Raw genomic sequence first — 15,538 nt, 5'->3', positions numbered from 1 at the left:
ATGTTTAAAACACCTTTAAAAGCGCTATTGTTAGGTTCTGCTTTGCTTGCAACATCGTTTGCAATGTCATTTTCGGCCCAAGCTCAAAACATGCATGACAGCTGGAATGCACTATTAAACAATCATGTTGCAGCTATTAATCATGGTCACAGCACTGAGGTTGATTACTCAGCAATAAAAGCTAAGCGCAGCGAACTAAAAGCTTATTTAGATTCGTTATCGGCTGTTACGCAAAATGAGTTTGATACTTGGGAAAAACCTAAGCAACTGGCGTTTTTAATTAACGCATATAACGCCTTTACTGTTGAGCTAATATTAACAAAATACCCAAACCTTAAATCAATTAAAGATTTAGGCAGTTTTTTTAGCTCACCGTGGAGCAAAGAGTTTGTGCCATTACTTGATAAAACTCGCAGCCTTGATGATATAGAGCATGGTTTAATACGTGGCAGTGGTAAATACAACGACCCACGTATTCACTTTGCTGTAAATTGCGCAAGTATTGGCTGCCCTGCGCTACGTGAAGAAGCCTACACAGCCACTGATTTAGAAAGCCAATTGCAAGAGCAAACGGTGCGTTTTTTATCAGACATGACTCGAAATATAGCGCAAGATAACACACTAAGTATGTCTTCAATATTTAAGTGGTACGGCGATGATTTTGAACAAGGCTTTAAAGGCGCAAATACGCTACAGCAGTTTTTTATGCTATACCCTAAAGCACTAAAGCTGACACCCGCTCAGCAAAAAGCACTTAAAAATAATAACATGAAAGTTAAGTTTTTAGACTACAACTGGGATTTAAATGCTCGCCAATAAATTTTGGCAAACATTATCGCGATACAGCTTATTCTGTGTCGCCTTTTGCATTTGCCTTATTATTAGCTTTAAAAGCCTAGCAAGTACACAATTACAAAGCCGTTGGCAGCAAGTTGAAAAGTTAGGTAAAGACCAAAGCGTATATTTTTATGCTTGGGCCGGTGATGCGCAAATAAATGCCTATATTCAGTGGGCGGCTGAGCAAGTAAAAGCTAAATATAACATTGAGTTAGTGCATGTAAAGCTTAGCGACACCAGCGAGGCCGTTAGCCGCGTACTCGCTGAAAAATCAGCAAATAATCACACTCAAGGCAGTGTCGATTTAATTTGGATCAATGGCGCTAACTTTGCAGCTATGAGTAAACACGGGCTTTTACTAAAAGACTGGGCTGATAAATTGCCTAATTTTATTTACACCAATCCAGAAAACAATCCCAGCGTGTTGTTTGATTTTGGTTTACCCACTCAAGGAATGGAAGCCCCTTGGGGGCAGGCATCACTGACTTTTTATTACGATACGCTAGCAACGAGCTCTCCTCCTCAAACCCTTAATAAGTTATTGAGCTGGAGTAAAGCAAACCCAGGCCGATTTAGTTACCCCAAACCCCCCGACTTTTTAGGGATGAGCTTTTTAAAATATGCATTAGTGGTATTACACCAACATAGCGATGCAATGCTACAAGCAAAACTAAATCAACCAGCTAATGATAAAAACACAGCCCAAGTACTTGATCCGTTGTGGACGTTTCTAAATAAATTGCACCCTAATCTGTGGCGCAATGGCGAATACTTCATGCAAAGCGGTGTACAAATGCGCCGCTTAATAGACGATACCGAGCTTAGTATTGGCTTTACTTTTTCGGCACCAGAAGTACCGGCTGCGGTAAAGCGCTATGATTTACCAAAAAGTATAAGAAGTTATGCAATGGCCGATGGTAGCTTAAGTAACACTCACTTTGTCGCTATTCCTTATAATGCAAGCCACCAGCAAAGTGCGCAATTAGTGGCTGACTTTTTATTAAGCCCCGCAGCGCAAGCGCATAAACAAAAAACTGCTATATGGGGTGACAAAACGGTATTAATTCAAACCAGCTTAAGCGCAGAGCAGCAGGGCTTATTTAAAACCGTACAGCCGCATCCTAGCGCACTGCCTCTAAATAGTGTTAAACGTACACTCAGTGAGCCACATCCGAGCTGGGTGGAGGCAATTAATACTGGCTGGGAAACCCGTTATGGAGCAAGCCAATGAGTAAGGTACTCCATTCAGCTGATTTATTCTCACGCCTAGTCAAAGTAACCCCTTACTGTTTGCTGGCACTGTTAACAATACCTGTATTAGGCGGCCTAATGGGAGTAATGTTGCCTGCCTTTGGCTGGGCGCCTGCCTTGAATAAAACCAACATGAGTTTGGCTGGGTTTAATGTTTTATGGGATACACCGGGGCTTTCACAAATGATAGGCCTGAGCATACGCACTGGACTAATTAGTACATTAATAGCGTTTGCGCTCATGATTATTATGCTGGCTGCATTTTTTAATAGTGTATGGCTAAAACGAATTGAATATGTATTGAGTCCCATACTGGTTATTCCCCACGCTGCAGCGGCAATTGCGGTCAGTTTTTTAATCGCGCCATCGGGATTATTTACGCGCTTATTTTCGCCTTGGTTAACGGGCTGGCAATTAGCTCCTGAGGGCTCATTACCTTATGACGCTTTTGGCTGGAGCATTATTATTGGGCTTGTACTTAAAGAGCTGCCTTTTTTATTACTCATTGCATTGGGTATTTTAGCGCAGCCTGAACTTGGCAAAAAGCTACGAATGCAGCATCAAATTGCCATTAATTTAGGCTATTACCCCATGGTGGCATTTTTTAAAGTGGTGCTACCTAATTTATACCCACTGTTACGTTTGCCCATTTTTGCAGTACTTGCTTATGCTAGTGCGAGCGTTGAGATGCCACTGATACTTGGGCCAAATACGCCCCCTACTTTAGCCGTTGCTATCATGCATTGGTTTAACGATGTAGATTTAACCCTGCGCATAAAGGCCTCAGCGGGTGCTCTGTTACAATTAGCGATCACTGTTGGACTACTGCTAATTTGGCTATTGCTTGAAAAAATCAGTGCCATGATTTTTAGTCAGTCACTCATCAACGGCCGACGCCATTATGCTCACCAACTTGTTCGTGCTTTTACTTATATCGTCACTTGCGTAATTTTAGTCTTCATTGCAGCTGCGTTAATTGGATTAGTACTTTGGTCAGTAGCTGGCTATTGGCGTTTTCCGGATACCTTACCTTCAAGTTTGGTATTACTACACTTTGAAAATGCCTTTACACACATTCACACTCCTTTATTTAATACCTTAGTGGTTGGCGTGGTTAGCTCAGGTTTTGCCACTATTTTGGTGTTACTATGTTTAGAAGCAGAGCAAATCACGGCTAAACCTTTGGCGAAGTGGGCACTGTTAATTATATACCTGCCGTTGTTGGTACCCAGTATCGCCTTTTTATTTGGTATTGTGTGGCTACAGCAATTGCTAAATAGTCAGCATGCTTTTTTTAATGTGATATTTGTACACTTGCTGTTTGTTTTACCCTATGTTTTTTTATCTATTGCCGATAGTTACAGGCGTTTAGACCCAAGATTAGCGCGTGTTGCTGCAAGCTTAGGCTCAAGCCCATGGAAGGTGTTTATACAAGTTAAATTGCCACAACTATTTGCGCCTATTTTAATTGCGATGGCGCTGGGGTTGGCAATAAGTTTTGGCCAGTATTTATCAACCCAGTTAGCAGGGGGTGGCCGAATAGCCACCATAACCACCGAAGCCGTAACACTTGCCAATGGTGCAAGTAGGCGAACCAGTGCTGTGTATGCAATACTGCAAATGGGCTTACCTCTTCTCGGCTTTATACTGGCATGGGGACTACCTAGGTATGTTTTTAATAACAAGCAAGCATAATATGAATACATCAAAGGGCGTTTAATGCAGCCATCATTACAAATTAAAAATTGTCAGCTTTATCGTCAAAACGAGTTGTTACTGAGCTTGAATGAACAGGTTAAAGGTGGTGAAATTCTTACTATTATGGGGCCATCAGGGAGCGGTAAATCTAGCTTATTAAATTGGCTTACTGGCGCATTACCTCCGGGTTTTAATGCGACTGGCGAGGTGTGGCTAAATGATACTAATATTAGTTCCTTGCCCAGCCATTTACGCCATGTTGCTGTGCTATATCAAGACCCATTACTATTCTCGCATCTATCTGTTGGCGGTAATATTAGCTTTGCCATGCCAAAAATGGATAAAAAACAACGCCAACAGCAAATAGATGAAGCACTTACACACGTTGGGCTAAAAGGCATGGCCAAGCGCCATCCAGACACTCTCTCCGGTGGGCAGCAAGCCCGTGTTGCTTTACTGCGACTATTACTGAGTAAACCCAAAGCGATTTTACTCGATGAACCCTTTAGTAAGCTTGATCAGCAATTACGTATTGAAACCCGTCAGCTGGTGTTTTCACAAATTTGGGAATATCAGTTACCCGCCATTATGGTCACCCATGATGAAAGTGACGCAATAGCCACAAATGGCAAAATCATCAATCTAAACGTACAAAGTGATATAAATGTTAGATAAATTTATTACCCCACTTATAAAACCTGTGCTTATTCCGTGCGTAAAACAGCTGCACAAAAAAGGAGTGAGTGCCGATCAATTAACCTTAATAGGTTTTTTAATTGGCTTACTAGCTGTGCCACTAATTATTTTTGAATATTGGTATGGCGCATTAGCTGTAATTTGTATTAACCGCATTTTTGATGGTCTTGATGGCGCACTCGCGCGTTATGCTCAGAGCAGTTCAAGCGCTGGGGGATATTTAGATATTACCCTCGACTTTTTGTTTTATGCGCTTATTCCTTTTGCATTTATTTTAACCAACTCTGAGCAAAATGCACTTGCAGGGTCACTATTGCTTGTAACCTTTATAGGTACCGGCTCCAGCTTTTTAGCTTTTGCCATAGCCGCTGAAAAATTTAAACTCGACAAACCACAATTTAAATACAAAAGTTTTTACTACTTAAATGGCTTAACCGAAGGCACAGAAACCATTGCCTTATTTATTGCCTTTTGTATTTGGCCGCAGTATTTTTCAATTCTTGCTGTTTTATTTGCTATAGCCTGCGCGATAACTATTTTTACCCGTATATATGGAGGTTATTACACCTTAAAACAGCAAGAAACCGCAGTCAACGAGGTAAACCATGAGTCATGAAGTATATTGGCGGCTAGGCTTCTTTTTTAGCGTACTAGCAATAATGATGCTGCTTGAATGGCAAAAGCCTGCACGCCAATCAACTATTAAAAATAGGTCACGCTGGTTTGCTAATTTTGGATTAACCTTTACTTCTACCCTGCTTGCACGCTTTTCAGTGCCGGTTGGATTAACTGCGGTTGCTGCTTATTATCAGCAGCATGGAATTGGGCTATTTAATCAACTCAATGTCTCACCACTCATTGCAGTGATACTCAGCTTACTTTTGCTTGATTTAATTATTTACTGGCAGCATCGGCTTTTTCATCAGGTGCCTATTTTGTGGCGTTTGCACCGCGTACACCACGCTGATGCACATATTGATACCAGTACCGGTCTGCGATTTCATCCTATTGAAATTGTACTCAGCATACTTATAAAATTGATTGCCGTTACCGCTTTGGGTGTACCTGCTATTGCAGTATTAATATTTGAAATTGCACTCAATGGGTTAGCACTGTTTAATCATGCGAATATTCGCTTACCCAACTCTATTGAAAAGCCGCTGCGTTTAGTGCTTGTAACTCAAGTACTGCATCGTATTCATCATAGCCAAAACCCCGAAGAAACAAGCAGTAACTTTGGCTTTAGTGTAACTTGGTGGGATAGACTTTTTGGCAGCTATAAATCACAGGCAAGTCAGCCTGATAAAAATATTGCACTTGGTTTAAGCCAATACCCAAACCCCAAACAAAATTCATCCTTGTGGCAATTGTTAATAATGCCATTTAAAAAATAGCAATACAGCTAATGAAAACATCCATGTACACCTTTTAAACCTCTATTTATAACATTACTTAGGCGTTTAACCGTTCCTGTTAACAAAAACACCCCGCTAAAAGTAAACCAGTTGTAAATTATTTAAACAAATTCTTGACCCAGTTGAGAATCCCCCATATTATTTGTAAGCGCTTACATTTACCACACAGAAAAATGTAAGCGCTTACAAAAATGACAAAATCAACAAATACACTATATTCTGACAATAATCAGTTGAACGGGGTTCAGTTATGAACATTGAAACAACACGCATTACTCGCCTTTTGGCTGCTATTTCATTAGCATCTTTGGCGGGTTGTGGTGGTGACGCAGCGACCACTACTACCGATATTGAAAAAGTAAACCCTACTGAACCAGTCTCAGACTGGCGTATGGTATGGAGCGATGAGTTTGACAGCACTAGTATTGATACTAACAAGTGGAACTTTGAATTAAACTGCGCTGGCGGTGGTAACAACGAAAAACAATGTTACACCGACAGTGAGGAAAATGCCTTCATTAAAGACGGTGTACTAAATATAGTCGCCTTACCTGCAGAAGAAGGTGCAGAAAAACCATACACGTCAGCCCGTTTAAACACCCGCTACAACGCCGACTTTACTTATGGCCGTTTTGAAATGCGTGCAAAGTTGCCTTCTGGTCAAGGTAGCTGGCCCGCATTTTGGATGATGCCAACCGATGAAGTATATGGCACTTGGCCGCGCTCTGGCGAAATTGATATTTTAGAAGCGGTTAATTTAAAAACAGTCGCTGAAGATGGCACCGTTGAAGCAAATATTCATGGCACACTTCACTATGGTCGTGAGTGGCCAAATAACTCAAGTTCAGGCAAAGCTTATGCCTTACCTGAAGGTATGAACCCAGCAGATGACTTTCATACTTATGCAATCGAATGGCAAGAGGGAGAAATTCGCTGGTACGTAGACGGCTATTTATACGCTACACAACGTCGCTCTGAAGTACGTTACAACTCTAAAGATGAGCCTGTTGGTCTTAAACATAAAGGTTGGTTTGCTGAATACTTTGAACAAGGCAGTGGCGAACTTACCACTCACTGGGATAATGCCCCATTTGATAAAGACTTTTACCTTATATTAAACCATGCTGTTGGTGGCGATTGGCCTGAAAATGTAAACAATTTAGGTATTGATGCAGCTGCATTTGCAGAAGGTCAAAGCTTTGAGATTGATTATGTTCGTGTGTACGAATGTGCCTCAGATCCGGCCACCGGTAAAGGCTGTGAAACAGTTCGCCCTGGTTACGATAGCTTAGACGATGCACTTGTAGAAGGTAAAGCCCCTGTACCCACTCCGCCAAGTGATGGGGTTGCAAAGAATCTAGATATTTTTGATGGCAGCTTAAATGCTAACTGGATTGCATGGGATTGCTGTGGTGGTACAACACCTGAAACAATTACTGACGCTGACAAAGGCGATGTAATTAAATTTAATATTAATGACAATAACGGCACTGTTTTAGGTTTTTCAACTCGTGGGGGTCACTTCCCAGATGATTTTACCGGCACCTCATCTCCATTTGACGCATCACTTCTTCTTGATCTAAATGGTCGATTAACATTTGATATGAAAGTAGTAACGCCGCCAACATCAGATACTACATGGCTATTGAAAGCTGAAGCTGGCGATGGTGGTCCTAATACCGGCGATGTAGCTCTAAGCGATAGTAATGAAGGTGTTACTCCTGTTACTGGCCAATGGCAAACTTACACCTTCCCACTTTCTTTACTACAAGAAAGAGGCTTAGATTTAAGTGCTATTGATGTTTTAATGGTATTCCCAGCATGGCAAACAGGCGCAGGCGCTGAATATTTAATTACCAATGTGGCTATTGAAGGCGATATAGGTGAATCACCATCAGTAGACCTATTCACAAACGGACAAAACTTAGATTGGCCGATGTGGGATTGTTGTGGCGGCTCTACTCCAACAGAAGTTATGGACGATGCAGAACACGGCTTAACCGCAGAATTCACTATTGGCGAAGCCCCCACTGTAATGGGCTTTAATACTCGTTCATCTGCTGGTGGTAGCGATACTCCATTTGATGCAACCAGCATTTTAGAAAATGGTGTACTACAGTTTGATGTAAAAGTAATGTCAAATCCAAATGATCCAGCAGCTGTTTGGACAATGAAGATTGAATCTAATGAAGGCGATACAGCGGTAGAGCTTCCATTAACAGATGCTGGCGATGCACCTGCTGTAGGTGAATGGAAAACTTACACTTTTACATTCGCTGACTTAGCAGGCGCCGGTTTAGATGTCAGTGCCATTGATGTAGTGATGATATTCCCAGCATGGGGCACAGGTGAAGGTGCGGTTTACCGTGTTGATAACGCTAAAATGTACGATCCTAGTGCATCAGCAGGCGATGAAATCACTATTTTCCAAGATACTGCCGCAGATATGTGGAGTATTTGGGACTGTTGTGGTGGCTCTACACCGACTGAAGAAACTGACGATGCTGAACACGGCACAGTGGCTGAGTTTGTCATTGGTGCTACACCAACAGTAATGGGCTTTTTAGCGGACGACGGTATCTCTTTTGATGCATCAGCAATATTAGCCAATGGTGTTGTGCAATTTGAAATGAAAATGGTGACACCACCAAATGACCCTGACTCAGTATGGACATTTAAAATTGAGTCAACAGGTGCAGCAACGGCGGTAGAGCTTCCTCTTGAACAAAGCGTTGAAGGTGAAGTACCTGTTATTGGACAGTGGCAAACATACACGTTTACGTTGCAATCATTATTTGATGCAGGTTTAGACATTAGCGATATCAATGTACTGATGATGTTCCCAGCGTGGGGAACAGGTGACGGTGCAGTTTATCGTATCGACAATGTGGTTATCGCTAACCCATAAACCCTAATTCAGTGGTAGGTACTAAATTACAAGTACCTACTTACCGTAATAAATTAAGTAAAAGCAGAGCAATTATGAACACAAATAAGTTTAAAAAAAGCCCACTAGCGGCTTCTGTGTCACTTATCATCGCTGCAAGCACATTTAACTTCGCTTACGCTGCGCAAGAAAATACTGCCGAACCTGAACTAGAAGTTATTGAAGTAAAAGGTATTCGTGGTTCATTAATCCGTTCGATGGATGTAAAACGTGACGCATCAGGCGTGGTCGATGCCATTTCTGCTGAAGAAATGGGTAAATTTCCAGATACTAACTTAGCTGAATCGCTACAACGTATTACGGGTGTATCAGTAAGTCGCTCAAACGGTGAAGGTAGCCAAATTACCGTACGTGGTTTTGGCCCATCATTTAACCTTGTAACACTTAACGGCCGTCAAATGGCGGGCACAGGCTTTACACGCTCATTTAACTTTGAGAACTTATCATCGGAGGGTGTAAGCTCACTTGAAGTTATGAAAACAGCGCGTGCAGATACACCAACAGGTGGCCTTGGTGCAACTGTAAATATTGTTACCGCTAAACCTCTACAGAAGCCGGGTCAACGATTTTCATTAATGGCTAAAGGTATTCACGATACATCGGTAGAAGAAGGTGATGAGGTTACTCCTGAAGTAGCAGGTATTTACAGCAACACGTTTGCTGACGAAATGTTTGGTTTTTCAGCTAACTTTTCTTACCACCGTCGTGATTTTCAGCGCCAAGCAGCCAATGTGCGCTCTTGGTTAGTCAACCCTAACCTATCGGTTGATGCTGAAAACATAATTGATAACCGCCCAATGGATGCTGATGGCAATCCAGCGAAGCAGTTTTTCGACCCTAACGCTGGGGAGAGTGGTGAATTTGTATCTGCCGCTTTCTTCCCACAAGAAGTCAGCTTTGCAAAAGACGACATTCAGCGTGAACGTTTAAACGCGCAAGCCACTTTTCAGTTTGCACCAACAGATAACTTAACGTTTACACTAGATCACACAATCTCAAATGCAACAACGGGTAATAACTCGTTATCGTGGGGTATTTGGAATGGGTCGTTTGGCGGCAATGGTAATGCCTATGAGCTAGATGAAAACGGCACCGCTATTTACTATAACTCAGCTGGCGATGACGCATCATTCACTGCATTTCGTGAAACCTCAGAAGTAGACTCAAAAGCAACTGGTATTAATGTTGAATGGTTAGCAACAGACAATCTAAGTTTTAACTTTGATGCCCATACTTCAAAAACCACTACAGATAACGGTAAAGATCCAGGCTTGAACTCTAATGCCCGTATTATTTTGGGCTCAGCCGATCTCTCGACTAAAGAATACTTTTTCCGCGAAGGCGATGTGCCCGGTTTCAATATTAATTGGAACAATGGCACACAAGAAGTGAGTCCAAATCAAATTGGTTCTAACTTCAGTATTTTTACCAGAACACCGGGTGAGTCAGAAGTTTCTCAAGTGCAATTAGATGGTAAGTTATTTACTTATACAGATATTGGTCTTGAGACTGTAAAATTTGGTGCGGCTTACACTAAACAAACACTTAGTGGTTGGGGTGGTTCTAATAACGCCAATGCACCAGGCTTTAACAACGGTACATTCGCTGAAATTTTTCCGGATGCGATGTTCGAAAGAGTTGATTTAAGCGGATTCCTTGATGAGTTTTCATTTGGTCCTAACGGCGTAGCCCCTGGTTATGCTTACACTTATGACCTTGATGAAGCATTTGCTCGCCAAAGCGCTTACTTAACCGAAGATGTTATTGGCAGTGATTATTACCGAATTGGTAGCTTTGACGGCTTCCCAACTAACGAAGTTGAAGAAGAAACCATCAGTGTGTATCTCTCTAGTAATTGGGTATTTGACGTTAGCGACTACGAAGTATTTGTAAATTTAGGTCTTCGTTATGAAGAAACTGATATTGTCAGCCCAGCTAAAAGCCGTGTAGCGGAACAAGTGTACTGGGCTGGTGGTTCAGAGTGGTTAACTCAATTTGCCGCTGGTGGCGAATTAGTTGAAGTAGACTATGAAGGCCAATACGACTTACTACTTCCTATGATTGATATTAAAGTCGATCTTACGGATGACCTAGTAACCCGCGCCTCATGGGGTCAAACAATCACCAGACCAACACTCGGTGATATGTTAGGTAACTTGGCTTTAACACCATCACCTAAATTAAATTCAAGAAGTGGTAGCCGTGGTAATCCAAACCTAGAACCATTTAAATCAACGAACTTAGATTTAAGCCTTGAGTATTACTACAGCGAAGGCAGCTACGCTGCTATTGGTCTATTTTGGAAAGACGTAGATAATTGGATTGATAACACCCAGGTTAAAACAACATTTGAAGGCTTACACGATGTGTATTTAGGTCAGCGTTGGAACAACGCAGTAGCCGCCATTGAAGGTCGTGGCGATCAAGCAACTGACACTGCAATTTACAATGAAATTGTAGCTAATGGTGTGGGTATTGGCGAAAACAACCGTATCTTACCAGACCCAGCGACTGATCCGCTGATTGAATGGACCATCAATTCACCTGAAAACGTTGGTTCACGTAAAGTAAACGGTTTTGAATTTGCTGTTCAGCACTTGTTTGGCGACTCAGGCTTTGGTGCAGGCTTTAATGCCACCGTTGTTGATGGTGATGTAGAGTACGATAACTACTACCTTGCCTCTCAAGCAGTATTAGCTGGTTTAAGTGATTCTGCAAACATACAAGGCTTTTACGAAAAAGATGGCTTATCGGTGAAAATTACCGGTGCATGGCGTGATGAGTACTTAATTGCGCAAGGTTTACCTGACTCAGGTGCTACGGCTCCTCCACAATACGCAGAAGAGTACTTACAGTGGGATATTAGCGTGAACTACGAAGTTAACGAAAGCACAACGGTATTCTTTGAAGGTGTGAACTTAACCAACGAAACCGAGCGTTCATTTAGCCGTTTCGAAAGTCAGTTCTTAAGCGCGGCTCAATACGGCCCTCGTTATGCCTTTGGCGTTAGATACTCTATGGGCAATTAATACATTGCCCAAATACAGTTTTTGATTACCCCTTATAGTTGAAAAGTCAAAGCCGCTCATTGAGCGGCTTTTTTTATAACTGTTTAATTTTTTCTAATAGCTTATCGGTTGTCCAATCAATATCGTTATAGGCAATATCGGGTTTATAATAATCGCCCTTTCCTCTTGCTCTATTCACATACACTTTATTAGGCACTATCACTTTACCTAAACCTGAGGGTAACTCAGCTAATCGAACATCCATATACAATGAGTCAGCACTACTTGGCGCGCCAAATAACTGAGTATTTGTAAATTGCTTAAATACATCAATGGCATCAAGACACGCACTTGCACACTGTGGCGGTACAATAACAAGAACCTGTGTTTTAAAGTCACTCACTGGTACCGTACTTTCGCTTAGGTTTGATTTACTTTGCTTTTCTTCGATGTAAAATGGCTTATTTTTTTCAAGTGACTGCGCCATACCTGCTGCTATTTCTTTAATCAATTCATGAACTTCAGGTTGATCTTTTACCACGTCAATTAACGATTTTACATAGTTAGTATTGTCTTTTGACGCTCTCCACCAAACCCAGCTATTTTGTGAGTAGCTATCCATTTTTTGTTCAACAACCTGCTCACCCCACAACGCTTTTGCAAGCGTTAAGCTCCAATACGACGAGCCACCTTGGTTATGACGAAGATCTACAATCACCGTTTTTGCACTGAGTAACTTGGAACGTTGACTCGTCACCTTCTTATAAAGGTTATTGTAATCTTTAGTTTGCTTATCGTTATTTGCAAAACTAGGCATAGCAATCCACGCAGTGTTTTGTGCAGGCCAAGTTAAATCGGTTGCAAGCTCATCCCCATTATAGGCGTGTGTTAAATGCTTACTTACACTCTTTGGCTGAACAGACCAATCAAGGGTTTTACTGTAGGATTGTCCATTGGCTCTAAAAAATTGACATTCTTTTAGAGGTGTTAAAAATGGGTTGCCCTCATCAACAAGTAATCGCCAACCTTGCTGCCACCAATGCCCAGGCTGTGTAACCTGTCCATGAAACTTAAACACTCTTTGTCGCATTAACGTCTCGGTACTTTGCCCATCGCAGCCACTTATCACGTCGCCTTTATTTATATTATCTGTTTCACTGTAATACACTTTTAATGCATCACCTCGCCAAACTGCACGAAAACCAGGCCAGCGACGAGCAGGTCGTTCAACGCGTGAAAACACACCGGCATGACCATCTTGTAGCACAGTACTAAAACGCGCAATTGCCGCAACATGAACCTGTGGCCCGCTCGCTTTAGCAGACAGTGCAAGTGCTTCTGCTTTTGCTTGCTTTAATAATTCAGGAAAGGCTGGGTTGTTAACATCAAACATGCCAGGGTGATTTTTTGCCGATATGCTGTAAGCAGCTTCAATATCACGCTCAGTAACACTGCGCCATTGCTCTGGGGTTTTAGGAGTAACTGCTAATTCGGCCATGCTCAAGGTAGGCGTAATTAATAAAGCGCTCAATAAAGTACGGCTAACTATTTTTGTTTTTATGTTCATGAAAATCCATTTTAAATTAGGCTATATAATTACTGTAAACTCATTTGGTGGAACTAAAAATATCTTAAATCCAATAAGTATCAGCAAACTTTTTTACAGCAATAACTTAGCAACAATAAAAGCAGCTAACAATGAGTAACATTTAAAATGAACTGGCTTTAAATTAAGAGCAACAGCTTACTTAGAGGTTTGTTCAATTTTGGTTTGCAGTAGTGTTATGCGGGCGTTGAGTTTTCTAAAGGTATACTGTGAATAGAAAAAGTTTAAAAAGAAAGCAGCAAAACCTGAACAAGCAAGCCCTATCAATGGGCTGAAATAAAACATTAACAACAAAATAATAACAGCCATCGCTATCGTAAGTCCCAAATAATGAGAGGCACTAAATAACTTTCGGTTATTTTTTTCAAGCTGAACTATGTGAGAATCTATATCCATTAAAAATTTCCTTTTAACAAACCAACGTTAACTATCTTGAGCTTTAGGTAGCTACATAAGCAGCATCTAAAGAAGTCCATTCATTCCACTGCGCCTTTGTTAATCGATATAACTGTACGGCACGACCGTGAAATTCATGATTGCTATAATCTGTAAAGCCAATTTTCTTTGCTACTCTCAATGACGCAATATGCTCAGGTTCAATAATAACAACAACGGATTGATGAGTAGTTTGAGTAAACACATACTTTAAAACACCTTTAGCCGCTTCGCAGGCTAAGCCTTTATTCCAAAAATCGACCGCTAATCGATACCCTAAATTAGGCTCTTCGCTCCCCGCAACACTTTGTGGGGAAATACCACAAAATCCAATCAATAAATCGCTGTTTTTATCTATTAGTGCCCATGGGCCCAAATCATATGAATCGTAGCATTGTAAACACCACTTTATAAATTCACCAGTTGCGGCTTCATCGCACACACCACGAATTGAGTATTTCATTACTTCATCGTCACTAAGAATTTTACTTAATGCCGGCACATCATCAATTGAAAACTGCCGAATAAGCAATCTTTGGGTTTCACAAATTTTCACTCAAACCTCCTTGTAATTACAGCTAAAAACTTTCAAAAAAACCAAGTAATTAAGGTAGGTCTCTCAGTTATTTAGTTCTTTTTATGTTTTGAATGCCACATAAAGTATCCAAATAATATGCCTACTAAAGGAAATATTATTAAAGATGAAATGATTCCATCAAAAAAATCTTGCTCACCTGTAAGGTGCATGATTAATTGAAATAAAATAGCTGTAGGAATTCCCCAGCCTAAAGGACCTCTTAGTAAAATAAAACGTAATTTAGTATCGTTTATATTCATGAGTCTTCCTTAATTTATAAGCCCAAATAATGAGCTAAAATCAACACAATGCTGATGTATTTCTTAGATTGACAAGCCTAACGTTTAAACAAATGATAGGCACTAGTGATTGTTTTAAATTAATGCTATTGAAAAAACACTTAACCAACTTAATTGAATACCATAAGAGATACGTTGATAGGTACCAGGTTTACTTTGTAGTTTTATTGCTTTAGCCATAGCAAACAGATAATAAAATGTAGCGATAACAGAAACAATTGAAAAAACACGAAAGTATAGAGAGGTAACTTCTGTGGTTGGACTAATAGCTATTAATATTGGTGCTACAACCAGCGAAAGTAACATAATAAAACCAGCCCAAGAATGTACCTTGCAGCTAAAAGTTGGATGTTTAGTAAATGGGTCAGCATCCATAGGAAAATAACCCGCAACCCAGGTACCAATACCATGCACTATAACTAACCAACCAGCAATATTAACCAATATAGAAACATTAGCCAATTGCGCCAAATACCAGCCAAAAAAGCAAAATAGAAAACCTAAAGGATAATTATTAATTAGCGGTGACAGTTTTTCAGTTGGGCTTCCTGTTGCACCTAATTCACTACAAAATTGTTTAGAATGGCTGTAACCTTTATAAAACCGACTTGCTACATAAACACCAATGAATATCCATAATGTGGCTATTAACCCTGAATAAATCGCAATCGTTTCAAACATCACCATAATCCTTTTTGTGATTAATTCACTAAAGCCTTTTTAAACACAGAGGAGAAAATGAGCCGGCTTCGAGTGACGAGCTGTGAGC

Annotated in this window: 13 protein-coding genes; 8 read left to right on the top strand and 5 right to left on the bottom strand. The window is 40.8% G+C overall.

The features are described from left to right. The 8 genes from DK924_RS10890 (at position 1) to DK924_RS10855 (ending at position 11,873) form a co-directional block, all read left to right on the top strand. Positions 1-819, top strand: a complete 819-nt coding sequence (locus DK924_RS10890) for a DUF547 domain-containing protein (RefSeq protein WP_109875152.1) — start codon at positions 1-3, stop codon at positions 817-819. Beyond that, positions 806-2,068, top strand: a complete 1,263-nt coding sequence (locus DK924_RS10885) for an ABC transporter substrate-binding protein (protein ID WP_109875151.1) — start codon at positions 806-808, stop codon at positions 2,066-2,068. Before DK924_RS10890 ends, DK924_RS10885 begins: the two co-directional genes overlap by 14 nt. Beyond that, a complete protein-coding gene (locus tag DK924_RS10880; protein ID WP_055011483.1) occupies positions 2,065-3,783 on the top strand; it encodes an ABC transporter permease in 1,719 nt (572 codons plus the stop codon). The genes DK924_RS10885 and DK924_RS10880 overlap by 4 nt, the downstream gene beginning before the upstream one ends. Positions 3,784-3,807: 24 nt before the next feature. After that, complete coding sequence (locus DK924_RS10875; RefSeq protein ID WP_109875150.1) at positions 3,808-4,461, top strand: ATP-binding cassette domain-containing protein; 654 nt, start codon at positions 3,808-3,810, stop codon at positions 4,459-4,461. Then, positions 4,451-5,098, top strand: a complete 648-nt coding sequence (locus DK924_RS10870) for a CDP-alcohol phosphatidyltransferase family protein (protein WP_109875149.1) — start codon at positions 4,451-4,453, stop codon at positions 5,096-5,098. The genes DK924_RS10875 and DK924_RS10870 overlap by 11 nt, the downstream gene beginning before the upstream one ends. Beyond that, positions 5,088-5,876: a sterol desaturase family protein gene (locus DK924_RS10865; protein ID WP_109875148.1), complete on the top strand. Its 789-nt coding sequence runs from the start codon at positions 5,088-5,090 to the stop codon at positions 5,874-5,876. The genes DK924_RS10870 and DK924_RS10865 overlap by 11 nt, the downstream gene beginning before the upstream one ends. 271 nt (positions 5,877-6,147) lie before the next feature. Further along, positions 6,148-8,805, top strand: coding sequence for a glycoside hydrolase family 16 protein (locus DK924_RS10860; protein WP_109875147.1), 2,658 nt, complete (start codon positions 6,148-6,150; stop codon positions 8,803-8,805). Positions 8,806-8,879: 74 nt separating this feature from the next. Then, entirely contained in the window at positions 8,880-11,873 is a 2,994-nt protein-coding gene (locus DK924_RS10855; RefSeq protein WP_109875146.1) for a TonB-dependent receptor, read from the top strand. Positions 11,874-11,946: 73 nt separating this feature from the next. Here the strand turns inward: DK924_RS10855 and DK924_RS10850 are convergent, their stop codons facing one another. From DK924_RS10850 to DK924_RS10830, 5 genes are all read right to left on the bottom strand, one after another. After that, entirely contained in the window at positions 11,947-13,419 is a 1,473-nt protein-coding gene (locus DK924_RS10850) for a S41 family peptidase (protein WP_109875145.1), read from the bottom strand. A 177-nt stretch (positions 13,420-13,596) separates the two neighbouring features. Further along, a complete protein-coding gene (locus tag DK924_RS10845) occupies positions 13,597-13,854 on the bottom strand; it encodes a hypothetical protein (protein ID WP_109875144.1) in 258 nt (85 codons plus the stop codon). A 43-nt stretch (positions 13,855-13,897) separates the two neighbouring features. After that, the gene (locus tag DK924_RS10840) at positions 13,898-14,449 is read right to left on the bottom strand and encodes a GNAT family N-acetyltransferase (protein WP_109875143.1); all 552 of its coding nucleotides are present in this window, start codon (positions 14,447-14,449) and stop codon (positions 13,898-13,900) included. A gap of 71 nt (positions 14,450-14,520) precedes the next feature. After that, positions 14,521-14,730, bottom strand: a complete 210-nt coding sequence (locus DK924_RS10835) for a hypothetical protein (RefSeq protein WP_054201355.1) — start codon at positions 14,728-14,730, stop codon at positions 14,521-14,523. A gap of 114 nt (positions 14,731-14,844) precedes the next feature. Further along, on the bottom strand, positions 14,845-15,450 hold the full coding sequence (locus DK924_RS10830; RefSeq protein ID WP_109875142.1) for a DUF998 domain-containing protein: 606 nt from the start codon (positions 15,448-15,450) through the stop codon (positions 14,845-14,847). Positions 15,451-15,538: the final 88 nt, after the last annotated feature.

Origin of the sequence: Pseudoalteromonas sp. meg-B1 (genome assembly GCF_003173795.1) — a bacterium.
Taxonomy (GTDB): Bacteria; Pseudomonadota; Gammaproteobacteria; order Enterobacterales; family Alteromonadaceae; genus Pseudoalteromonas; species Pseudoalteromonas undina.
Note: the sequence above shows the minus strand (reverse complement) of the source record. Positions and strands in the feature narration are given on the sequence as shown.

Coding starts and splice junctions, on each gene's coding strand:
- DK924_RS10890 (WP_109875152.1), top strand. CDS start 1: ATGTTTAAAACACCTTTAAAAGCGCTATTGTTAGGTTCTGCTTTGCTT.
- DK924_RS10885 (WP_109875151.1), top strand. CDS start 806: ATGCTCGCCAATAAATTTTGGCAAACATTATCGCGATACAGCTTATTC.
- DK924_RS10880 (WP_055011483.1), top strand. CDS start 2,065: ATGAGTAAGGTACTCCATTCAGCTGATTTATTCTCACGCCTAGTCAAA.
- DK924_RS10875 (WP_109875150.1), top strand. CDS start 3,808: ATGCAGCCATCATTACAAATTAAAAATTGTCAGCTTTATCGTCAAAAC.
- DK924_RS10870 (WP_109875149.1), top strand. CDS start 4,451: ATGTTAGATAAATTTATTACCCCACTTATAAAACCTGTGCTTATTCCG.
- DK924_RS10865 (WP_109875148.1), top strand. CDS start 5,088: ATGAGTCATGAAGTATATTGGCGGCTAGGCTTCTTTTTTAGCGTACTA.
- DK924_RS10860 (WP_109875147.1), top strand. CDS start 6,148: ATGAACATTGAAACAACACGCATTACTCGCCTTTTGGCTGCTATTTCA.
- DK924_RS10855 (WP_109875146.1), top strand. CDS start 8,880: ATGAACACAAATAAGTTTAAAAAAAGCCCACTAGCGGCTTCTGTGTCA.
- DK924_RS10850 (WP_109875145.1), bottom strand. CDS start 13,419: ATGAACATAAAAACAAAAATAGTTAGCCGTACTTTATTGAGCGCTTTA.
- DK924_RS10845 (WP_109875144.1), bottom strand. CDS start 13,854: ATGGATATAGATTCTCACATAGTTCAGCTTGAAAAAAATAACCGAAAG.
- DK924_RS10835 (WP_054201355.1), bottom strand. CDS start 14,730: ATGAATATAAACGATACTAAATTACGTTTTATTTTACTAAGAGGTCCT.
- DK924_RS10830 (WP_109875142.1), bottom strand. CDS start 15,450: ATGTTTGAAACGATTGCGATTTATTCAGGGTTAATAGCCACATTATGG.